The organism is Stenotrophomonas sp. Pemsol (assembly GCF_003586545.1).
In the GTDB taxonomy this organism is placed as follows: Bacteria; Pseudomonadota; Gammaproteobacteria; order Xanthomonadales; family Xanthomonadaceae; genus Stenotrophomonas; species Stenotrophomonas sepilia.
Genome location: NZ_CP025780.1, coordinates 2,042,684 through 2,062,793 on the forward strand (window position 1 = coordinate 2,042,684; position 20,110 = coordinate 2,062,793).

19 protein-coding genes are annotated in these 20,110 nt (G+C 67.0%); 4 read left to right on the forward strand and 15 right to left on the reverse strand.

The window, feature by feature from the left end; genetic code table 11:
* Positions 1-44 precede the first annotated feature (44 nt).
* The 4 genes from PEM_RS09500 to PEM_RS09515 form a co-directional block, all read right to left on the reverse strand.
* A complete protein-coding gene (locus PEM_RS09500) occupies positions 45-1,025 on the reverse strand; it encodes a DUF4880 domain-containing protein (protein ID WP_065185681.1) in 981 nt (326 codons plus the stop codon).
* 68 nt (positions 1,026-1,093) lie between these two features.
* Positions 1,094-1,624: a sigma-70 family RNA polymerase sigma factor gene (locus PEM_RS09505; RefSeq protein WP_065177664.1), complete on the reverse strand. Its 531-nt coding sequence runs from the start codon at positions 1,622-1,624 to the stop codon at positions 1,094-1,096.
* A 16-nt stretch (positions 1,625-1,640) separates the two neighbouring features.
* On the reverse strand, positions 1,641-2,321 hold the full coding sequence (locus PEM_RS09510) for an STN domain-containing protein (protein ID WP_111128603.1): 681 nt from the start codon (positions 2,319-2,321) through the stop codon (positions 1,641-1,643).
* A 538-nt stretch (positions 2,322-2,859) separates the two neighbouring features.
* The gene (locus tag PEM_RS09515) at positions 2,860-3,324 is read right to left on the reverse strand and encodes an Lrp/AsnC family transcriptional regulator (protein ID WP_005413654.1); all 465 of its coding nucleotides are present in this window, start codon (positions 3,322-3,324) and stop codon (positions 2,860-2,862) included.
* A gap of 127 nt (positions 3,325-3,451) precedes the next feature.
* Between PEM_RS09515 and PEM_RS09520 the strand changes: the two genes are divergently transcribed.
* From PEM_RS09520 to PEM_RS09535, 4 genes are all read left to right on the forward strand, one after another.
* Positions 3,452-4,183 carry an AzlC family ABC transporter permease gene (locus PEM_RS09520; RefSeq protein WP_005416820.1) on the forward strand — a complete coding sequence of 244 codons (732 nt, stop codon included), beginning with the start codon at positions 3,452-3,454 and terminating at the stop codon, positions 4,181-4,183.
* On the forward strand, positions 4,180-4,494 hold the full coding sequence (locus tag PEM_RS09525) for an AzlD family protein (protein WP_065177661.1): 315 nt from the start codon (positions 4,180-4,182) through the stop codon (positions 4,492-4,494). Before PEM_RS09520 ends, PEM_RS09525 begins: the two co-directional genes overlap by 4 nt.
* Positions 4,495-4,709: 215 nt before the next feature.
* Positions 4,710-5,138, forward strand: coding sequence for a PAS sensor domain-containing protein (locus PEM_RS09530; protein ID WP_005409905.1), 429 nt, complete (start codon positions 4,710-4,712; stop codon positions 5,136-5,138).
* On the forward strand, positions 5,135-6,664 hold the full coding sequence (locus PEM_RS09535; RefSeq protein ID WP_111128605.1) for a sulfite reductase flavoprotein subunit alpha: 1,530 nt from the start codon (positions 5,135-5,137) through the stop codon (positions 6,662-6,664). Before PEM_RS09530 ends, PEM_RS09535 begins: the two co-directional genes overlap by 4 nt.
* A 138-nt stretch (positions 6,665-6,802) precedes the next feature.
* On the opposite strand, the gene PEM_RS09540 is transcribed toward PEM_RS09535, so the two are convergent.
* From PEM_RS09540 to PEM_RS09590, 11 genes are all read right to left on the reverse strand, one after another.
* Positions 6,803-7,471 carry an ATP-binding cassette domain-containing protein gene (locus PEM_RS09540; protein WP_111128607.1) on the reverse strand — a complete coding sequence of 223 codons (669 nt, stop codon included), beginning with the start codon at positions 7,469-7,471 and terminating at the stop codon, positions 6,803-6,805.
* Positions 7,461-8,144 carry a molybdate ABC transporter permease subunit gene (gene modB / locus PEM_RS09545; RefSeq protein ID WP_065177657.1) on the reverse strand — a complete coding sequence of 228 codons (684 nt, stop codon included), beginning with the start codon at positions 8,142-8,144 and terminating at the stop codon, positions 7,461-7,463. Before modB ends, PEM_RS09540 begins: the two co-directional genes overlap by 11 nt.
* 3 nt (positions 8,145-8,147) lie before the next feature.
* Positions 8,148-8,891 (reverse strand): molybdate ABC transporter substrate-binding protein, encoded by a 744-nt coding sequence (gene modA, locus PEM_RS09550; protein ID WP_111128609.1) that lies wholly within the window; start codon positions 8,889-8,891, stop codon positions 8,148-8,150.
* 19 nt (positions 8,892-8,910) lie between these two features.
* Positions 8,911-9,687: a helix-turn-helix domain-containing protein gene (locus tag PEM_RS09555; RefSeq protein ID WP_005416832.1), complete on the reverse strand. Its 777-nt coding sequence runs from the start codon at positions 9,685-9,687 to the stop codon at positions 8,911-8,913.
* Positions 9,688-9,698: 11 nt separating this feature from the next.
* Positions 9,699-10,913 carry a coproporphyrinogen III oxidase gene (locus PEM_RS09560; protein ID WP_065177654.1) on the reverse strand — a complete coding sequence of 405 codons (1,215 nt, stop codon included), beginning with the start codon at positions 10,911-10,913 and terminating at the stop codon, positions 9,699-9,701.
* A 195-nt stretch (positions 10,914-11,108) separates the two neighbouring features.
* The gene (locus PEM_RS09565; protein WP_005416836.1) at positions 11,109-12,440 is read right to left on the reverse strand and encodes a nitrate/nitrite transporter; all 1,332 of its coding nucleotides are present in this window, start codon (positions 12,438-12,440) and stop codon (positions 11,109-11,111) included.
* Positions 12,441-12,463: 23 nt separating this feature from the next.
* Positions 12,464-13,363 carry a peptidylprolyl isomerase gene (locus tag PEM_RS09570; RefSeq protein ID WP_065177653.1) on the reverse strand — a complete coding sequence of 300 codons (900 nt, stop codon included), beginning with the start codon at positions 13,361-13,363 and terminating at the stop codon, positions 12,464-12,466.
* A 3-nt stretch (positions 13,364-13,366) separates the two neighbouring features.
* Positions 13,367-14,074: a respiratory nitrate reductase subunit gamma gene (gene narI, locus PEM_RS09575; protein WP_005416840.1), complete on the reverse strand. Its 708-nt coding sequence runs from the start codon at positions 14,072-14,074 to the stop codon at positions 13,367-13,369.
* A complete protein-coding gene (narJ, locus tag PEM_RS09580) occupies positions 14,071-14,751 on the reverse strand; it encodes a nitrate reductase molybdenum cofactor assembly chaperone (RefSeq protein ID WP_111128611.1) in 681 nt (226 codons plus the stop codon). Before narJ ends, narI begins: the two co-directional genes overlap by 4 nt.
* Positions 14,751-16,295 carry a nitrate reductase subunit beta gene (gene narH / locus PEM_RS09585; protein WP_053499734.1) on the reverse strand — a complete coding sequence of 515 codons (1,545 nt, stop codon included), beginning with the start codon at positions 16,293-16,295 and terminating at the stop codon, positions 14,751-14,753. Before narH ends, narJ begins: the two co-directional genes overlap by 1 nt.
* Complete coding sequence (locus tag PEM_RS09590; protein WP_111128612.1) at positions 16,295-20,038, reverse strand: nitrate reductase subunit alpha; 3,744 nt, start codon at positions 20,036-20,038, stop codon at positions 16,295-16,297. Before PEM_RS09590 ends, narH begins: the two co-directional genes overlap by 1 nt.
* Between the last annotated feature and the right edge of the window lie 72 nt (positions 20,039-20,110).

The following is a 20,110-nucleotide window of genomic DNA, read 5'->3' on the forward strand; positions in this document are numbered from 1 at the left end:
CGCTTGCAACAGCCCTGCGCGGCGCGCACGGCCAGCGCCTTCATCTATCCAAGGACGGCGATGCCACCCGGAAAGCGACGCAGATCCAGCGACATCGTCAGTCGCAGCTGCTCCAGCGCCGCGTCCGGATCATCGATGCGGAAGCGGCCACTGACCGGCGCGCGCGCCAATGCCGATTCACCCAGCAGTACCTTGCCCCGCCGGTAACGGTTGATCTCGTCCACCACCTCGCCCAGCGGTGCGCGGCGGAACACAAGCATGCCTTCGGTCCAGGCACTCACTTCCGAAGCTACGGCCTCGGCCACGACGCCACTGAGGCGCTCGTCGAACCGGGTCTGCTGGCCAGCCTGCAGCTGCAGGCGGCCCTGCGGGTGCTCGATACGGGCGCTACCCTGCAGGCAGGTCACCCGTACCTGGCCGTGGGTGTTGCGCACGTCCAGGCGCACCGCACCTTCATCGGTAATCACGCAACCCGGGCCCGCGAACAGCGCCAGGCGAAGGCCAGCGCCGGTTTCGATCGAGGCCTGGCCCTGCACCAGCTCGAAGCCTTCGCCCTGCGCGTGCGCGCGGCGACGCAGGCTGCTCTGCGTATCCAGTTCGATCTTGAGCTGCGGCAAGGGCGCGATCTGTAGTCGTTCACCTGTGCCGGTGTGGAAATCGGCCGCCATCGCCGTCACCGAGGGCCACAATCCCAGCGGCGGGCGGAGCGCCGCCGCCACCACCAGACTGGCTGGCGCTGCCACCGCAGCGCCCAGGAAGGCGCGCCGGCTCCAGCGCTGGGCCGGCGTCGGCGCGACCGGTTCGCGCGCGCCGGCGGGCAGTCGCTCGCCGGCCAGCCGCACCTGCTCCCACTGCCTGCGCGCACGGCCAAACGCTTCACGATGACGCGGGTCGGACTCGCACCATGCACGGAACCGGCGCCCATCGGCAGCGGTCGCCTCGCCCGAGGTCAGCCGCACCACCCACGCATGGGCCTGACGCTCAACGGCATCCAGCGGGCGTTGCGGGCGGTCGTCAGGATCCATGGGTCTCATGCCGGACCCGCACGCTGCGGGGTTCTGCTCGGCGTCAAAGTGTAGACGGATGCCGTCGCTCAGAACCGCACCTGGCGCCCCTGCCCGCTGCGTTCGGCCAGGTAGTCCTGGGCTGCCTTCAGCTCCCGCTGCACCAACCGCAGCGACACACCGAGGTGGTCGGCCACGTCGCGCTGCTGCAGGCCATCGACGCGGATTGCCAGCAGGATGCGACGACGGCGCTCGGGCATGCGCTGCAGCAGGCCGACCATGTCTTCCAGCGCGAAGTCCAGCTCGGCCGCCTGCGCCGGCCCCGGCCCCGGGTCGGCCATGTCCATCAGCGTATCCACCTCCTCCAGGCTCAGCAGGCGGTGGTCTGCCCGTTGGCGGTCGATCACGGTGTTCATCGCCATCCGCAGCAGGTAGGCCGCAGGGTTCTGCACCGCGTCCAGGCGGTCACGGCGCGCACTCAGGCGCACCCACGTGTCCTGCAGCGCGTCGCCGGCCAGCTCTTCCGATCCGAGCTTGCGCACCAACCGGCGTTTCAGCTCGTCGTAGGCACCCAGGAGGTGGTCCATCAGATCAACCGCCCCAGCCGTACCGTTGCTCATGTTCGAATCCTTGAAGTCATGGAAGGGGCGCGCGCCGGCCGCAGTCGTGGTCGGTGCCGGAAGGACGGATCTGCAGCGTCACCGGCTGTGGCAGCGCGGCGGCCTCGGCCGCCAGCACCAGGCCGTGCAGCGCCTGCAGCAGGCGTGCGTCGCGGCGATCACTGCCACTGCCGGACAGCAGCTCGGGCTCGCTCACCTGGCCCGCGCCGTCGATGCGGAAGCGCAGCGTTGCGGCATAGCGGCCGGGCGCAATCTCCGGGTCGTCACAGAACGCCGCACGCAGCCGCTGCTGCAACCCGCCGTAGCGACGCCGACGTTCGGCCTCGGGAAGCCCCGCGCCAATACCGGGTTCCGCGGCCGAGGGTTTGCCCCGGCGCAGCACCACACGCTGCTCGCCGATCACCTCCGCCTCGATCCCGGTGTCCTGCAGCAGCGACTCCAGCGCCGCAAGCGGCGCCAGGCTCCCGCGCAGCGCATGGCTGCTGCGGCCCGAAGCAAGGTCGCCGGGGTACATCACCGACCACCCACTGATGACACTGAAGCGCTCGACCGCCTGTTCCAGCGGCTGCGCAGGGATGTCGTAGGCATGAACCGCGTCCTGTGCGGCAGCGGCAAAGGACAGTAGCAGCCATGCGGCGATGGCCACCTTCCAAGTTCTGACCGCATGGTGTCCATTCAGCCCCCTGACGTAGAACACATGACCCTCGGCAGCGACAGCAGCTGCAACGGTCGCGCACCACAACCGGAACCCCGGCCCGCGCGCGACCCGCAAGCGGGCTCAAACCGTACCGAGGGCACATGTCATTGCGATGACCGCCGCCACGGCTGACGCCGGGGCAGGCTCCGTGGGGCCAGTCACGCATCAGGAATCAATGAATCGAACAGACATGACCATCTGCCCCTGAGGTCAGAGCCCGTTGCGCAGCGACGGGATCCGCCCCGTGCCGACCCAAACGTGTCGACCAAGGTCGACACCCACCAAGAGCAGTTCATGCCGTTCCGGCAGATCGCGGGAAACTGTCGAAGGCGGGGTGGGTCTGGTTGCAGGGGTGTCCGCGGCATGGATGCCGCGGCCAAGCCCCCATGGAAGGGTTTACGGCGTCCCCTGCAACCAGACCCACCCCGCCATCCCACGGAATGCAAGCTGTTGCTTCGGCCGTTGCTTCTGAGGTTGCCGGCCAGCGGCCGGCACTACCGGCGGGTGCCGGGTGCAACCCGGCCGCAAACCCCATCCCTCAAAGCGGCAGCTGGGTCGTCTGCTTGATCCGCTGCATCGGAATCTCGGTCTTGGTGTTCTGCACGCCGGCGATCCGGTTCAGGTGCTGCATCTGGAACTGCCGGTAGGCATCAAGGTCGGCCACCGCCACCCGCAGCAGGAAATCGCAGTCACCGGCCATCAGATGGCATTCCAGCACTTCCGGGAAAGACTTGATGCTGTTGATGAAGTGATTGGTGGTGTCCTCGTCCTGCCCGCGCAGCCACACCCGCACGAACACGGTGAAGCCGCGGCCCACCTTGGCCTCGTTCAACAGCGCCACGTAGCGGTCGATGTAACCGCCCTCCTCCAGCAGCCGCACCCGGCGCAGGCAGGCCGACGGCGACAGCCCGACCAGACGGGCCAGCTCCAGGTTCTGCAGGCGGCCGTCGCGCTGCAGGGCGTCGAGGATGCGGCGATCAAGGTTGTCGAGCTGATACTGCATGAAATTTCGTCCTGGTCGACTCTGGCCGCATGGAATATCAATCATCCAGAATCCAGTGGCATCAACGCAACCCGATTTCGTGATCGGACCGCTAGCATGGGCCACCCCCACCTCGTCGTGCCGTTCCATGGACGCCCGTACCACCCTCCCCCTGCCAGACACCTGCGATACCGCGCCGCGTGCCGAATTCCTGCGCGGCCTGCGCGCCGCCGTACCGGTGATGATCGGCTTCATTCCGTTCGCCCTGGTGCTCGGCGCGCAGGCGGCCCAGAAGGGTCTGAGCGCACTGGAAGTACCGCTGATGACCGGCCTCAACTTCGCTGGCGGTTCGGAGTTCGCCGCCGTCGAACTGTGGACCTCGCCACCGCACATCGCACTGATCGTGGCGATCACCGCGCTGGTCAACAGCCGCCACCTGCTGATGGGCGCCAGCCTGGCCCCGCTGCTGCAACACCTGCCGCGCCGCCGGGTGCTGCCAGCGCTGTTCTTCATGTGCGACGAAAGCTGGGCGATGGGCGTGGCTGATGCGCGCCGACGCGCACTTGGCTTCAGCCTGGCCTACTACCTGGGCGTATCGGCAGGCCTGTACACCGTCTGGGTGGCCTGCACCGCACTCGGTGCGATCGTCGGGCCGATGCTGGGCGACATCCACGCCTACGGCTTCGACATGGCCTTCCCCGCCGTGTTCCTGGTGCTGCTGCGCGGCATGTGGCAGGGCATGAAGGCGGCTAGACCGTGGCTGGTCAGCCTGGTCGTCGCCGCCGCCACCTACCTGCTGATCCCGGGCGCGTGGTACGTGGCCAGCGGCGCATTGGCCGGCCTGGCCGCCGCCTGGCTGCTGGCGGAGGACCCGGCATGATCTTCAATGGACTGATCCACTGGACCTCGGTGTTGACCATCGTGCTGATGGCTGCCGCCACCTACCTGACCCGCATCGTCGGCTTCCTCGCGCTGCGCAACCGCACGTTGAGCAAACGCGCCGTGACGGTGATGGAAGCCGCGCCGGGCTGCGTGCTGATCTCGGTGATCGCCCCGGACTTCGTCGCCGACAAGCCGGCCGACCTCGCCGCGCTGGCGATCACCCTGCTGGCCGCCACGCGGCTCTCGATGCTGCCGACGGTGCTGATCGGCGTCACCTCGGCCGGACTGCTGCGCTATCTGATGGGCTGACGCGCCCGCCGTTTCTGTAGAGCCGAGCCCACGCCCGGCAGCTGGCATTCCCGCTTGCCGCGCGAGCCAAGCATGGGCTCAGCTCCCTGCGACACCCGGTCGCAGCCCTTCGCGCCACCCGCTTGACCAATGTCAAACCGCCCGCTGCGGTGCGGGCGTATCTCTATGCAGGACCCGAACACGCCGGCGTTACCGGCATCCACAAGGACCCTGCGATGAGCTACACCCCCGACAACGCCCAGCTGCTGAACGCCATGCAGAACGTCATGGTGATCTCCACCACCGACCTGCAGGGCAACATCACCTATGCCAACGACCTGTTCTGCACCCTCACCGGCTTCGCCCGCGAGGAACTGATCGGCCAGCCGCACAGCATCGTGCGCCACCCGGATGTGCCCAAGGCGGTCTACAAGGACATGTGGGACACCATCAAGGCCGGCAAGACCTGGACCGGCATCGTACCCAACCTCGGCAAGGGCGGCGTGCTCTACGTGGTCGACACCACCGTGCAACCGCTGTTCGACGCCGACGGCAACATCACCTCCTACATCAGCATCCGCCGCGTGGTGAACGACCTGATGCAGAACTACGACCTGGTCGAGTTCAGCAAGGAAAAGTTCGACGACTTCTACGAGGCCGCGTGAACGCCCTCCCGACCAGTACGCCCTTCAGCCGCCTGCTGGTGGGTTTCGCGTCCGAGTCGGGCAATGCCCGCGCCCTGGCCCAGCGCCTGGGCGCGGACCTGCAGCCGCACGCGCCGCAGGTGCTCCCTTTCAACGACATCGAGGTGGCCAGTCTCGGTCACGGCGACGTGCTGCTGGCGATTTCCAGCTCGTTCGGCGATGGCGAACCGCCGGCCAATGGCGAACAGTTCTTCGAAACACTGCGCCAGACCCCGACGCTGGCTGGGCTGCGCTATGCAGTGTTCGGCCTCGGTGACACCGGCTACCCGAGCTTCTGCGGCTTCACCAAGGCGCTGGATGCTGCACTGAGCGAGCGCCAGGCGCAGCCGCTGCTGCATCGGGTGGACGCCGACCTGGGCTACGAGCAGTTCTTCCAGCAATGGCGGCCGGTGCTCGGCCAGGTGCTGGAGGGCGACCTCAACGCTGGCCAGGGCCTGCGCCTGCAGGTCACCGCCTATGGCGAAGACAATGCGTTTGCCGCCCCCATTCTCGAACGTCGCCGCCTGAACAGCAGCGACCCCGCTGCCTGGCACCTGCAGCTGGACATTGCCGGCAGTGGCATGGCCTACCGCGCAGGTGACACCCTGCACGTGGTACCCGAGAACGATCCCGCCCTGCTGCAGGCATTGGCTGCCTGGTATGGCGACACCGCCGCCGTGGCCGCCCTGCACGACCGCGAGCTGCGCCTGCTGAGCAAGGGCGTACTGCGCGAACTGGCCAGGCTCGGCGGTAGCGAGGTACTGAAGGGTCTGTTGAAGGTCAGCCAGAAGCGCGAGCTGGACGCCTACCTGCACGGCCTGGACCTGCTGGACGTGCTGCAGGACCACGCCACCCCGCACAGCGTTGCTCTGGCCCGGCTGCGCGGGCTGCTGTCACCGCGGCTGCCTCGCGCTTATTCCATCGCCTCTCACCCTTGCGACGACCAGCTGAGCCTGTGCGTGCGCGAAGTGCGCTACACCCTGCGCGACCGCGAGCGCTTCGGCACCGCCACCGGCAGCCTGCTGCACGGCGGCGACCACGCCCGGGTGTACTGCCGTTCCAACCCCGGCTTCCACCTGCCCGATACCGGCCAGGCACCGCTGCTGCTGGTCGGCACCGGCACCGGCATCGCACCGTTGATGGGCCTGATGCAGGAACTGCAGGCCAACGCCTGCGAACGTGAAGTGCACCTGGTGTTCGGCGAGAAGCACCGCCAGCACGACTACCTGTACCGCGACCAGCTGCAGGACTGGCACACGCGAGGCGTGCTGGCCGGCCTGCATACCGCGTTCTCGCGCGATGGCGCCGAAAAGGTCTATGTGCAGCATGTGCTGCAGCAGCGTGCCGCCGAAGTGCGCGATGTCCTGGCCCGCGGTGGGCACCTGTACCTGTGCGGCAACAAGAGCCACCTGGAAGGCGCGGTGCGCGAGGCCATCGATGCCATCGGTGGTGAAGGATACTGGGACACACTGCGGGGCGAAGGCCGCACCCACTGCGAGTTGTACTGATCCATGACCACCGGACCGCACGGACCTTGAACCGGTAGAGCCGGCCGCTGGCCGGCTGCTCAGGATTCCGTGGTTGCCGGCCAGCGGCCGGCACTACCATCAGATGTGACCAACCATCGCCGGTGCGTCCATCACGGGTCAATTGCCGACAATGCGGCCGTTCACCACGCGCGCCACCTGCTGGCCGAACATGGCCACGTCCTGCGGGTCGTGGCTGATCAACAACAACGGGATCCCGGTCTTGTCCAGCACCGCCTCCAACTCCTGGCGCAGATGCTGCCGAAGGTCATGATCCAGTGCGGAGAACGGTTCATCCAACAGCAGCGCCTGCGGTTGCGTCACCAGCGCCCGCGCCAGTGCGGTGCGCTGGCGCTGCCCGCCGGAAATCTGCGAGGGCAGCAGATCACCCACGGTGTCGATGCGGAAGGCGTGCAACCACTGCTCCACCGCACCGAAGCGCTGGCGGTTCCGTGGATTCAACCACCCCTTCTCCAGCCCGAACGCCACGTTCTGGCGCACGCTCAGATGCGGGAACAACGCGTAATCCTGGAACACATAGCCCAGCCGGCGGCGCTGCGGCGGCAGATCCACGCCGGTGGCCGCATCGAACAGGGTCTGCCCCTGCACGCGCACATGCCCCTGGCCCGGCCGCAGCAGCCCGGCCACCGCCTTCAAGGTCAGGCTCTTGCCCGCGCCCGAGGGCCCGAACAACACCACCTGCCGCTGCGTGCACTGCAGCGATACGTCCAACACGAACTCCTGGCCGGCCGCCTGCAGGCGACGCTGCACCTGCAGGTCAAGCCACATCGCGCAGCTCCCGGCGACGCCCGCCCACCAGCCGCGCGGCCAGCAACAGGATCACGATGCAGACCACCGAGGTGAGAATCACCAGCGCATTGGCCTTGCCGTCCTGGCCGGCCTGTACCGCCTCGTAGATGGCGATCGACAACGTCTGCGTCCGGCCCGGAATGCTGCCGGCCACCATCAGCGTCGCGCCGAACTCGCCCATTGCGCGCGCAAACGCCAGCAGCAGGCCGGCGAGGATGCCGCGCCACGCCAGTGGCAGCGTGATGCGGAAAAACACCGCCACTTCGGACACACCCAGCGTGCGTGCGGCCTGCTCCAGCTGCCCGTCCACTTCCTCGAACGCCGCGCGTGCCGGCTTGAACACCAGCGGCAGCGAGGCCACCGCCGCAGCAATCACGGCCGCCTGCCAGGTGAACACCAGGTTGATGCCGAACCACGACTGCAGCCACGCACCGATCGGACCATTGCGACCGATCAACACCAGCAGGTAGTACCCCAGCACCGTCGGTGGCAGCACCATCGGCAGGGTCAGCAGCGAATCCAGCAGCTCGCGCCCGGGGAAGCGACGGCGGGCCAGCAACGCGCCCAGCGCCACGCCCAGCACCAGATTGATCGCGGTGGCCCAGCCGGCCACCTTCAGCGACAACCCCAGCGCGGTCCAGTCCAGATCCATGCCTCAGGGCTTGCCGAACCCATGCTTGGCCAGAATCGCCTGGCCCTGTGCCGAACGCACGAAGGTAGCGAAGCGCCGTGCCTCTGCCGGCTGCGTACTGGCCCTGGTCACCGCCAGCGGATACGCAATGCGCCCGGACACCGGCACCGCGAACGCACGGCGCACCCGGTCGGGCATCGCCTGCGCATCGGTGGCATAGACGAAGCCGGCATCCACTTCACCGCGCGCCACGTAATCCAGGGACTGACGCACGTTCTGCGTGGTGATGGTCTTGCCCTGCACCGACGACCACAGGCCCGCCACTTCCAGCGCACCCTTGGCATAGCGGCCGACCGGCACGCTGTCCGGGTTGCCCAGTGCGATGCGCTGCACACCGGCACCGGCCAGGTCCTTCAAGGTACGCGGCGCCGCCTTGGCCTGCGGCGGCACCACCACCCACAGCGCGTTCACTGCAAACACCTCGCGGGTGCCGGCCGCCAGCAGATCCTGCTGCTGGGCCTGGTCCATCGTGGTTTCGTCGGCCGACGCGAACACATCCACCGGCGCACCGCGGCTGATCTGTTGCAGCAACACGCCGGACGCGGCGAAGTTGAAATCAACCTTGGTGCCCGGGTGTGCCTTCTCATAGGCATTGCCCAGTTCGCGGAAGCTCTCGGTCAGGCTCGATGCGGCCGAAACGGTCAGCGTGGCCGCCCAGGCCGGCACCGTGGCCAGCAGGCCCAGCAACAACAGTCCAGCTCGCTTCATCGTCGGCTCCCGGCCAGGTTCAGTTCGGATCGGATTCGTCGGCCACCGCCAGCGCGGCCAGGCGCTCGGGCTGCAGCAGCAGGATCTCACGCTGCTTCACCGCGATGATCCCATCATCGCTCAGGCGGCGCAGCACGCGGCTGGCGGTTTCCGGCGCCATCCGCAGGTAGTTGGCGATCTCGGTACGCGCCATCGTCAGGTTGAAGCGCGTGGCAGAAAAACCGCGCCGCGCGTAGCGCTCGGACATGTCCAGCAGGAATGCGGCCATGCGCTCTTCGGTACGGTGGTTGGCGGCCAGCGTGGCGACCTTGCCGATCTCCGCACTGAGCAGGCTGAACAGCTTGGCCTGCAGCCCGGGCATGCGCGTGGCCAGCGAGCTCAGCTTTGGGAACGAGATGCGGCACAGATGCACCGTATCCAGCGCCACCGCATTGCAGGGGAAGCGCGAACCGTGGATCGCATTCAGGCCGATCACTTCGCCCGGCAGGCTGAAGCCCAGCACCTGCTCGTTGCCCTGGCTGTCGTCGACGAAGGTCTTGACCATGCCGGCGCGCACCGCAGCAATCGAATCAAACGACTCGCCAGCGCGGAAGATGTAGTCACCCGCATGGAACGGACCGACGTGGTCGACCAGCACGTGCAGATCGCCCAGTGCGGTCTTGTCGTAGCCCTGCGACATGCAGGCGTCGGAAAACGCGCAGGTGCTGCAGAAGTGCAGCGCGTCGCCGTCATCGGCGGCGGCGGGGTTCGGGGTGGCCTGTCCAAGGCGGCCGTGCGAAGGCGGATTCGAAGACATCTGGGCAAGACTCAAGCGATGGCGGCCGCCGGCCGGAAGCATGCGGCCATCATACGCCACAGCAGGCGCCCTTCTTCGGCCAGCCGCAGCACGCGCGCATCCCAGTGCGCCCAGCCGCGCGCCAGCAACGGTGCCAATGCTGGCAGCTGCCCGGCGAAGCATTCTTCGAACGGTTCATCGTTGCGCCATTCGAAGGCAGCCGCATCGAGCGCGTGATCGCAGGCGATACTCTGCGCCACCTCGGCCGCCAGTCGCTCGTCTTCGGACAGGATCAATCCGGCAGACACGCCCATATGCCCGGCCTGCAGCCGCGCACTCCATTCGCCCAGTTCGTCCTCCAGGCGGTAGAACACCTCGCCGATCTGGCTGCAGGCGGACAGGCCAAGCCCGATGAAGTCGCTGCGGTCGCGGCGTGGCACGCCGGCCAGGTCACAATGACGCTGGCCATCGCCCGGGCCATGCGGGATCGGCAGGTCGCCGCGCTGGTAGTGGTCACCACCGATCGGTTCGTAGCCTGCTGCGCGCAGCAGGCGCCAACTCTGCAGCCATCGTGCCGCCGAGGGATGCTCTGGCAGCGCGCAAGGCGCCGGCAGCAGGATGCGCTCGGGCGCTTCGGCCAGCACCTCATGCAGTCGTTCGATGAAGCCGGTATCCGCGCTGCCGGGCACCCGCAACTGGTAGTAGCGCGCGGTAAAGCCCACCTGTCGCGCATGCGCCAGCAGCGTCGGCCCGGGTGCATCGGCGCGATCGATCACGTTCAGGCGGGTGCAGCCCACCGCACGCAGTTGTGCCGGCGCCAGCGTGCTGCCCGCGTCCAGCCGCACCTCCACCTGTGGCCGCGCCACGGTGCGCAAGTACTGCGGCACGGCATCCAGCAGCTGGCCCAGCTGCGGTGGCGGCAGCGTCTCGGCCAGCCCCAACTGCAGCACCATTGCCACCACCTCGCGATCTTCAGCCAGCGCGCCGGCCTGCAGGCGCAGCGCCAGCAGCAGGGTGTCCAGATACGCCTGCGGTGGCACGTCGCGCCCGCCACGACCCGCCTGGAAGCCGAGCGTCAAACCACGCGGGATCAGGTGCTCGTTGCTGGCGCGCACGGCGGCGCGCCACCCGCTTTCGCCAAAGCCGGTACTGAACTGGTCAGCCGGCGGAAACAGCACGTGCCGTGGCTGCCGCAGCAATGCCGCCTGCAGCGCAGTGTCCTCGCTCTCGTCAACGTGGAAGCTCATGGCAGACATCTTCGGGCGTTCCTCTTCGCGTGGCCCTGATTGAAATCAAGCGTGGCGCATCTGATGGTTCCTGCCGGCCAGCGGCCGATACTACCCTTTCACCCACCACTCGGTCGTGCCGGCCGCTGGTCGGCATCACCCCTTCACCCGCCGCGTATCGTCCTGGTAGTGCCGGCCGCTGGCCGGCAGCACCCTTCACCCGCCGCGCACCCGCTCGGCGGCGGCCGCGTCGATGGCTTCGGGCAGGTCGGTTTCGCGGTCGATCTGCGGGAAGTGGCGACGTTCCATGCGGCGGATCGCGAAATGCATCCACGCCAGTGCAGCCGCCACCAGCACGAACAGCAGCATGAAGCAGCTGCTCCAGATGCCCACCGCATCGTTCAACGCGCCAAACACGATCGGCAGGACGAAGCCACCCAGGCCGCCGATCATGCCGACCACGCCGCCCACCGCGCCCACATGCCTGGGGTAATACACCGGAATGTGCTTGTAGACCGCGGCCTTGCCCAGCGACATGAAGAAGCCCAGCACGAACACCAGCACGGTGAACATCACCACGCCGATGGCCAGATGGAAATGGAGCGGCCCGTGGATACCCTTCACCACATACTCGGTATCCGGGTAGGCCAGCAGGAAGGTGCAGATGGCCGACACGCCGAAGGTCCAGTACATCACCCGGCGCGCGCCCATCCGGTCCGACATCCAGCCACCGACCACGCGGAACAGGCTGGCCGGGATCGAATAGCACGCCGCCAGCATGCCGGCGTGGCCCACGTCCATGCCATAGGCGCCAACCAGGTAGTGCGGCAGCCACAACGCCAGCGCCACGAAGCCGCCGAAGACGAAGAAGTAGTACAGCGAGAACCGCCATACCTGCAGGTTCTTCAGTGGTGCCATCTGCTCGGCGAACGGCACCGGCTTCACGCCTTCGCGGCGGCGCTGTTCCAGAGACGGGTCTTCCTTGCTGAAGAGGAAGAACAGCACCGCAGTGACCGCCAGCGCGACGGCCCAGACCTTGGCAACCATGGTCCAGCCGGCCGCCACCATCACCAGCGGCGCCAGCAGCTTGGTCACCGCCGAACCGATGTTGCCGGCACCGAAGATGCCCAGCGCAGTGCCCTGCTTGCTGGCCGGGAACCACTTCGAGACGTAGGCCACGCCCACCGAGAAGTTGCCGCCGGCGATACCCACGCACAGCGCGGCAACCAGGAACTGGCTGTAGGTCTGTGCGTAGGTCAGCATCCAGGTAGCGACTGCACCACACAGCATCACCAGCACCATCACCTTGCGGCCACCGAACTGGTCGGACCAGATGCCGAGGAAGACGCGGCTGACCGAGCCGGTCAGCACCGGCGTGGCGATCAACAGACCGAACTGGGTGTCATTCAAGCCGAGCTGTTGACTGATCTGGATACCAATGATCGAGAAGATCATCCACACCGCAAAGCACACGGTGAAGGCGAACGTGCTCAGCCACAGCGCACGTTGCTGCTGCCCGGCACTGGCGGGGGCAAGGGCCTGGTTCATGAATTTTCCTCGTTCAAAGGGGTTCAGCCGATATCCGCTTCGGCTTCGATCTCATCCAGCCCGCGCACCGGGTAGCGTTCCTGCAACTGCAGCAGGTAGGCCTGCACCTCGCGCTGCCGCACCTGCAACTCCAGGTAGTCACGCAGCTGCGGCAGCACGGCCTCGAACGGCTGCGGCTGGCCTTCCTCGCGGGCATCGACGCAGACCACGTGGTAGCCCCAGCGCGATTCCACCGGGAAACCGGCCAGGCCTTCGCGCAGGCGGAACACCTGTCGGTCGAACTCCGGCGTGGTCTGCCCACGCTGCAGCCAGCCCAGGTCACCGCCTTCGCTGCTGGACGGGCAGCGTGAATGACGCAGGGCGAAATCGGCGAACAGGTGCGGCGACTCCTTCAGCAGTCCGACCAGCCGCTCGCCCTCGGTGCGTGCAGCGAAGCGCCCGGCCACGTCGTCGGCCGGTGCGGCCAGCAGGATATGGCGCAGGCGCACACGGTCGGGGGAGCGGAAGCGCTCCGGGTTCTGCTCGAAGTAGCGCCGGCAGTCTTCATCGGTCGGCACGCGGTCTTCGATCGCGTCTTCCAGCAGCTGCTGGATCAGCACTTCCTCGTCACTTACCCGGTTACCCTCCGGCGCCTGCAGGCCCAGCCGCTGCGCTTCCAGGCGCAGCAGTTCGCGCACCACCAGTGCGCGTGCCGCTTCGGCACGTGACTGTTGCGGGCGCATCGCCCGGTGGTGCTGCATCTCGCGGGCGATGTCGGCCTCGCTGATCGCGGTCTCGTCCACGAACAGCCGGCACGGTGCCGGCTGCCCGAGCGAACGCGGCCCCTGCGCCGCCGCGTCATGGTGGTGCGAATGCGCCTCGGCGGGAACCGGTGCGGCGGAGTCGATCACGGTAATCGGCAGGAATTTCGGCAGGCTGCGCATGGTTTACTCCCGAGGCCCATAGCGCAGCGTGGCCTGACGGCGGCGCACCACCTGGTAGGGCCGCCACAGGTAACTGATCGGAATGCTCCATACGTGCACCAGGCGGGTGAACGGCGCGATCAGGAACAGGGTCAGGCCCAGGAAGATATGCATCTTGTAGACCCAGCTGACGCCCTCGATGTAATCAGCGGCACCGGCACGGAAGGTCACGATGTGCTGCGCCCACTCGGCCAGCTGCACCATCACCCCGCCGTCCAGGTGACCGGACGAGACGCGGATGCTGTACAGGCCCAGGCACAGCTGCGCGAACAGCAGCACCAGCACCAGGGTGTCACCGAAGCTGCCGGTAGCCCGAACACGCGCATTGAACAGGCGGCGTACCAGCAGGATGCTGATGCCGATGAAGCACAGTGCGCCGAACACACCACCGACCACCATCGCCAGCATCTGCTTCTGCGAGGAGGTGATGAAGTGCTCGTACACCGCGTGCGGCGTCAGCAGCCCGACCAGGTGGCCGCCGAGGATGGCCAGGATGCCGATGTGGAAGCAGTTGCTGCCGAGCCGCATGCCCTTGTCCGACAGCATCTGACTGGAGCCGGTGCGCCAGGTGTACATGGCCTTGTCATAGCGGGCCCAGCTGCCGATCAGCAGCACTGCCACGGCGATGTACGGGTAGTACTGGAAGGCGAATTGATGCAGGGAGTAACTCATGGCTGGACCTCACGATGCGAAGGACGGGCCGGCGAACGCACGGGCGGCTTGCAGTCTTCGGCAGGGGCTTCGGCGCCGAAGCGCACCGCCTCCTCCTCCCACAAGCGGTCCATGGCCTCGGCGGTATCGTCGCGGACTTCCTCGCTGGCACGCTGGCGCAGCGCCTGCAGATCGGCCTTGCCGTCACCGGCTTCGACCAGGATCTCGAACAGCACCCGGTGCGGCAGCTCACGCTCGGCGGCACGCGCGGCCAGCATCCCGGCGATATGGCCGATGTGGTGCAGCCACTCGCGGGCCTCGCTACCGGGGCGGTGGGCCAGGAACTCCAGCAGCAACGGCAGGTAATCCGGCAGCTCGCGGGCATCCAGTTCGAAGCCGTTGCGGCGGTAGGTTTCGACCAGATCGACCATGGCCTGGCCGCGGTCGCGCGACTCGCCATGGATGTGTTCGAAAAGCAACAGGCTCATCGAACGGCCGCGGTCGAAACTGGCCAGCCACGCCGCCTGTGCATCCAGCGCATCGGTGGCCAGCAGCTGCTGCACGAAGCTGCGCAGCTGCTGGCGGCGGGCGGGGTTCAGCGCCGGGTCGTCACAGGCGGCGAGCAGCTCCTCGCCGTGCTCCCACAGTTCCTCGCGGGGGTAGTCCAGCAACACCCCGACCAGCTTGAGCACCCTCATCACACCACCTCCTTGCGGCGCTGGTTCGGGCCCTTGTCCACCACGAAGGTGGTGGTCTTGCGCTGCCCGAACAGGTCCGCCGGGCTGTCACCATTGCAGCCGTTTCCGAAGGTGAAGCCGCAGCCGCCGCGCTCACCGAAGGCGTCGTTGGCGTACTCGCGGTGGCCGGTCGGAATCACGAAACGGTCCTCGTAGTTGGCAATGGCCAGATAGCGGTACATCTCTTCCACCTGGGCGATGCTCAGCCCGGTCTGTTCCAGCACGGCGGTGTCTTCCACGCCGTCCACGTTCTTGGCCCGGCGCCAGGCACGCATCGCCATCAGCCGCTCCAGCGCGCGTACCACCGGCGCCTCGTCACCGGCCGTCAGCAGGTTGGCCAAATAGCGCATCGGGATGCGCAGCGACGCCACGTCCGGCAGCTCGCCGCTCATGCCCACGCGGCCACGCTCGGCGGCGGACTGGATCGGCGACAGCGGCGGCACATACCAAACCATCGGCAGCGTGCGGTATTCCGGGTGCAGCGGCAGCGCCAGCTTCCAGTCGATCGCCAGCTTGTACACCGGCGACTGCTTGGCCGCATCCAGCCAGCTGTCCGGGATGCCTTCCTTGCGCGCGGCGGCGATCACTGCCGGATCGTTCGGGTCCAGGAAGATGTCCAGGTGGGCCTGGTACAGGTCCTTCTCGGCGGCTACCGAAGCGGCCTCGGCGATGCGGTCGGCGTCGTACAGCATCACGCCCAGGTAGCGGATGCGGCCCACGCAGGTTTCCGAGCACACGGTTGGCTCACCCATCTCGATGCGCGGGTAGCAGAAGATGCACTTCTCCGACTTGCCGCTCTTCCAGTTGTAGTAGATCTTCTTGTACGGGCACGCCGACACGCACATGCGCCAGCCGCGGCACTTGTCCTGGTCGATCAGCACGATGCCGTCTTCCTCGCGCTTGTAGATCGCGCCCGAGGGGCACGCCGAGACGCACGCCGGGTTCAGGCAGTGCTCGCACAGGCGCGGCAGGTACATCATGAAGGTCTTTTCGAAGGCGCCGTAGATCTCCTTCTGCACCTGGTCGAAGTTGTAGTCGCGTGAGCGCTTGCTGAACTCCGAACCGAGGATCTCCTCCCAGTTCGGGCCCCACTCGATCTTCTGCATGCGCTCGCCACTGATCAGCGAACGCGGGCGTGCGGTGGGCTGGTGCTGGCTGTCCTTGGCGGTGTGCAGGTTCTGGTAGTCGAAATCGAACGGCTCGTAGTAGTCATCGATCTGCGGCAGGTCCGGGTTGGCGAAGATCTTGGCCAGCATGCGCCAGCGGCCGCCCGCGCGTGGCACCAGCTTGCCGGCGCGGGTGCGCACCCAGCCGCCGTTCCACTTGTCCTGGTTCTCCCATTCCTTCGGGTAGCCGATGCCCGGCTTGGTTTCCACGTTGTTGAACCAGGCGTACTCGACGCCCTCGCGCGAGGTCCAGACGTTCTTGCAGGTGATCGAGCAGGTATGGCAGCCGATGCACTTGTCCAGGTTCAGCACCATCGCGATCTGTGCACGGACCTTCATCACACCACCTCCTTTACAGCTGCAGGTACTGCCTCATCGTCCAGCCAATCGATCTTGTCCATCTTTCGCACGATCACGAACTCGTCGCGGTTGGTTCCGCAGGTGCCGTAGTAGTTGAAGCCATAGGCCAGCTGCGCGTAGCCGCCGATCATGTGGGTCGGCTTGAGCACGATGCGGGTCACCGAGTTGTGGATGCCGCCGCGGGTGCCGGAAATCTCCGAGCCCGGCACGTTGATGATGCGTTCCTGCGCGTGGTACATCATCGCCATGCCCGGCATCACGCGCTGGCTGACCACCGCACGCGCGGCGATCGCACCGTTGACGTTGAACAGCTCGATCCAGTCGTTGTCGACGATGCCGGCACTGCGCGCGTCGTCCTCGCTGATCCACACGATCGGACCACCGCGCGACAGCGTCTGCATGATCAGGTTGTCGCTGTAGGTGCTGTGGATGCCCCACTTCTGGTGCGGGGTGATCCAGTTCAGCACGATCTCCTTGTTGCCGTTCGGGCGCTGGTTCAGCAGCGGCTCCACCGTGCGCGTGTTGACGGGCGGGCGATAGCTCATGAAGGCCTCGCCGAAGTCGATCATCCATTCGTGGTCCTGGTAGAACTGCTGGCGACCGGTCACCGTGCGCCACGGAATCAGCTCGTGCACGTTGGTATAGCCGGCGTTGTAGCTGACGTTGTCGTCTTCCAGTCCCGACCAGATCGGCGAAGAGATGATCTTGCGCGGCTGCGCCTGGATGTCACGGAAGCGGATCGCCTCGTGCTCCTTGCCCACCGCCAGATGCGTATGCTCGCGGCCGGTGAAGGTGCCCAGCGATTCCCAGGCCTTCACTGCCACGTGGCCATTGGTTTCCGGCGCCAGGTGCAGGATCACTTCGGCCGCGTCGATTGCGGTCGAGATGGCCGGGCGGCCCTGGCTTACGCCTTCTTCGTGCACGGTGTGGTTCAACTTGCCGAGGAACTCGACCTCGTGCTTGGTGTCCCAGCTCATTCCCTTGCCGCCGTTGCCCTGCTTGTCCAGCAGTGGGCCGAGCGAGGTGAACTTGCGGTACAGGTTCGGGTAGTCACGCTCCACCACCGTCATCGACGGCATGGTCTGGCCCGGGATGGCCTCGCACTCACCCTTCTTCCAGTCGGCCACGCCGAACGGCATGCCCAGCTCGTTGGGGGTGTCGTGCAGGGTCGGCACCAGCACCAGGTCCTTCTCCACACCCAGCACGCCCGGCGCCATCTCGCTCACGGTGCGGGCCACCTCCTTGAAGATGTCCCAGTCACTGCGCGATTCCCAGGCCGGGTCCACCGCCTTCGACAGCGGGTGGATGAAGGGGTGCATGTCCGAAGTGTTGAGGTCGTCCTTCTCGTACCAGGTTGCCGTCGGCAGCACGATGTCCGAATACAGCGCGGTGGTGCACATGCGGAAGTCGAGCGTGACCAGCAGGTCCAGCTTGCCTTCCGGCGCGTCGTCGCGCCACTTCACCTCCTGCGGCTTCACTGCGCCCATTTCGCCCAGGTCCTTGCCCTGCAGCCCGTGGCGCGTACCCAGCAGGTGCCGCAGCATGTACTCGTGGCCCTTGCCCGAGGAACCGAGCAGGTTCGAGCGCCAGATGAACATCATGCGCGGGTGGTTCTGGCTGGCGTCCGGGTCGGCGAAGGCGAAGTCCAGCGAGCCATCCTTGAACTTGCCCAGCGCGTAGTCCGCCGGGGCCACGCCGGCCGCTTCGGCCTCGCGCACCAACTGCAGCGGGTTGCGGTCCAGCTGCGGGGTGCTCGGCAGCCAGCCCATGCGCACCGCGCGCAGGTTCAGGTCGGCCAGGCTGCCGCTGTACTTGCGGGCATCGGCCAGCGGCGACAGCAGCTCGTCCACCTGCAGCTTCTCGTAACGCCACTGCCCGGTGTTGAAATAGAAGAACGAGGTGCCGTTCATGTGGCGCGGCGGCTTGCTCCAGTCCAGGCCGAACGCGAGCGGCTGCCAGCCGGTCTGCGGGCGCAGCTTCTCCTGGCCCACGTAATGCGCCCAGCCGCCGCCGGTCTGGCCCACGCAACCACACATGATCAGCATGTTGATCAGGCCGCGGTAGTTCATGTCGTTGTGGAACCAGTGGTTCATGCCCGCGCCGACGATGATCATCGAGCGGCCGTGGGTCTTGTCGGCGGTACGCGCGAACTCGCGGGCGATCTCGATCACCTCGGCGCGCGACACGCCGGTGATGCGCTCCTGCCACGCCGGCGTGCCCGGCACCCTGTCATCGAAGCTCGATGCCACGTTGCCGCCGCCAAAGCCACGGTCCACGCCGTACTGGGCCAGCAGCAGATCGTAGACCGTGGCCACCAGCGTCTCGCCGCCGTCGACCGTGGCCAGGCGGCGCACCGGAATGTTGCGGTCCAGTACGTCTTCGGCCGGTGCGGCGGTCCAGCCGTCGCTTTCAATGCCACCGAAGTACGGGAAGCTCACCGCCTCGATGCCGTCGTTGGCGTCGGACAAGCTCAGGCGCAGGCGCGTGTCGGCGCCATTGCTGGCCTTCTCTTCGATGTTCCAGCGGCCCTTTTCACCCCAGCGGAAACCGATCGAGCCATTGGGCACCACGATCTGGCCGCTGTTCTCGTCGTAGGCCAGGGTCTTCCAGTCCGGGTTGTTGGCTTCACCCAGCCCGCCCAGCTCACTGGCGCGCAGGAAGCGGCCCGCCACCAGGCGGCCATCGTCGCGGCGCTCCAGGCGCACCAGCATCGGCATGTCCGAGTACTGGCGGCAGTAGTCCTGGAAATACTGCGAGGGCGAATCGACATGGAACTCACGCAGGATCACATGGCCGAACGCAAACGCCAGCGCAGCGTCGGTGCCCTGCTTGGGGTGCAGCCAGTGGTCGGTCAGCTTGGCCAGCTCGGAATAGTCCGGGCAGATCGCCACCGTCTTGGTGCCGTTGTAGCGCGCTTCGGTGAAGAAGTGCGCATCGGGCGTACGCGTCTGCGGCACGTTCGAGCCCCAGGCGATGATGTAGCGGCTGTTGTACCAGTCGGCCGATTCGGGCACGTCGGTCTGCTCGCCCCAGATCTGCGGCGAGGCCGGCGGCAGATCGCAGTACCAGTCGTAGAACGACAGGCAGGCGCCGCCCAGCAGCGACAGGTAACGCGCGCCGGCGGCGTAGGACACCATCGACATCGCCGGAATCGGCGAGAAGCCGACCACGCGGTCCGGGCCGTACTGCTTCACCGTGTACAGATTGGAAGCGGCGATGATCTCGTTGGCCTCTTCCCACTGCAGGCGCACGAAGCCGCCCATGCCGCGGCGGGTCTTGTACGAACGCGCCTTCTCCTTGTCCTCCACGATGCTGGCCCAGGCATCGACCGGGGCCTTGCTCCTGCGCGCTTCGCGCCACAGGCGCAGCAGCGTGCCACGGATCAGCGGGTACTTCAGCCGGTTGGCGCTGTACAGGTACCAGGAGTAGCTGGCCCCACGCGGGCAGCCACGCGGTTCATGGTTGGGCAGGTCCGGACGCGTGCGCGGGTAATCGGTCTGCTGGGTTTCCCAGGTGACCAGGCCGTTCTTGACGTAGATCTTCCAGCTGCAGGAGCCGGTGCAGTTCACCCCATGGGTGGACCGCACGATCTTGTCGTACTGCCAGCGGGCGCGGTAACTGTTTTCCCAGTCGCGGCCCTCGCTCTTGGCAAATCCATGGCCATCGGCAAAGGTCTGGGGGTCACGCTTGAAGAACTGCAAGCGATCGAGGAAATAACTCATCGGGGATCTCCCTTTGCGGACATCGGCATCGTGGCTGTGTGTGTCATCTGGCTGCGGTGCGTTTTCATGTCG

Excerpts from the sequence above, each read along its gene's own strand:
- narJ (WP_111128611.1), bottom strand. The coding sequence starts at position 14,751 with ATGAGGGTGCTCAAGCTGGTCGGGGTGTTGCTGGACTACCCCCGCGAG.
- PEM_RS09500 (WP_065185681.1), bottom strand. The coding sequence starts at position 1,025 with ATGGATCCTGACGACCGCCCGCAACGCCCGCTGGATGCCGTTGAGCGT.
- PEM_RS09560 (WP_065177654.1), bottom strand. The coding sequence starts at position 10,913 with ATGAGCTTCCACGTTGACGAGAGCGAGGACACTGCGCTGCAGGCGGCA.
- PEM_RS09505 (WP_065177664.1), bottom strand. The coding sequence starts at position 1,624 with ATGAGCAACGGTACGGCTGGGGCGGTTGATCTGATGGACCACCTCCTG.
- modB (WP_065177657.1), bottom strand. The coding sequence starts at position 8,144 with ATGGATCTGGACTGGACCGCGCTGGGGTTGTCGCTGAAGGTGGCCGGC.
- PEM_RS09590 (WP_111128612.1), bottom strand. The coding sequence starts at position 20,038 with ATGAGTTATTTCCTCGATCGCTTGCAGTTCTTCAAGCGTGACCCCCAG.
- PEM_RS09520 (WP_005416820.1), top strand. The coding sequence starts at position 3,452 with ATGGACGCCCGTACCACCCTCCCCCTGCCAGACACCTGCGATACCGCG.
- PEM_RS09525 (WP_065177661.1), top strand. The coding sequence starts at position 4,180 with ATGATCTTCAATGGACTGATCCACTGGACCTCGGTGTTGACCATCGTG.
- PEM_RS09555 (WP_005416832.1), bottom strand. The coding sequence starts at position 9,687 with ATGTCTTCGAATCCGCCTTCGCACGGCCGCCTTGGACAGGCCACCCCG.
- PEM_RS09530 (WP_005409905.1), top strand. The coding sequence starts at position 4,710 with ATGAGCTACACCCCCGACAACGCCCAGCTGCTGAACGCCATGCAGAAC.
- narH (WP_053499734.1), bottom strand. The coding sequence starts at position 16,295 with ATGAAGGTCCGTGCACAGATCGCGATGGTGCTGAACCTGGACAAGTGC.
- PEM_RS09570 (WP_065177653.1), bottom strand. The coding sequence starts at position 13,363 with ATGCGCAGCCTGCCGAAATTCCTGCCGATTACCGTGATCGACTCCGCC.
- narI (WP_005416840.1), bottom strand. The coding sequence starts at position 14,074 with ATGAGTTACTCCCTGCATCAATTCGCCTTCCAGTACTACCCGTACATC.
- PEM_RS09540 (WP_111128607.1), bottom strand. The coding sequence starts at position 7,471 with ATGTGGCTTGACCTGCAGGTGCAGCGTCGCCTGCAGGCGGCCGGCCAG.
- PEM_RS09515 (WP_005413654.1), bottom strand. The coding sequence starts at position 3,324 with ATGCAGTATCAGCTCGACAACCTTGATCGCCGCATCCTCGACGCCCTG.
- PEM_RS09565 (WP_005416836.1), bottom strand. The coding sequence starts at position 12,440 with ATGAACCAGGCCCTTGCCCCCGCCAGTGCCGGGCAGCAGCAACGTGCG.
- modA (WP_111128609.1), bottom strand. The coding sequence starts at position 8,891 with ATGAAGCGAGCTGGACTGTTGTTGCTGGGCCTGCTGGCCACGGTGCCG.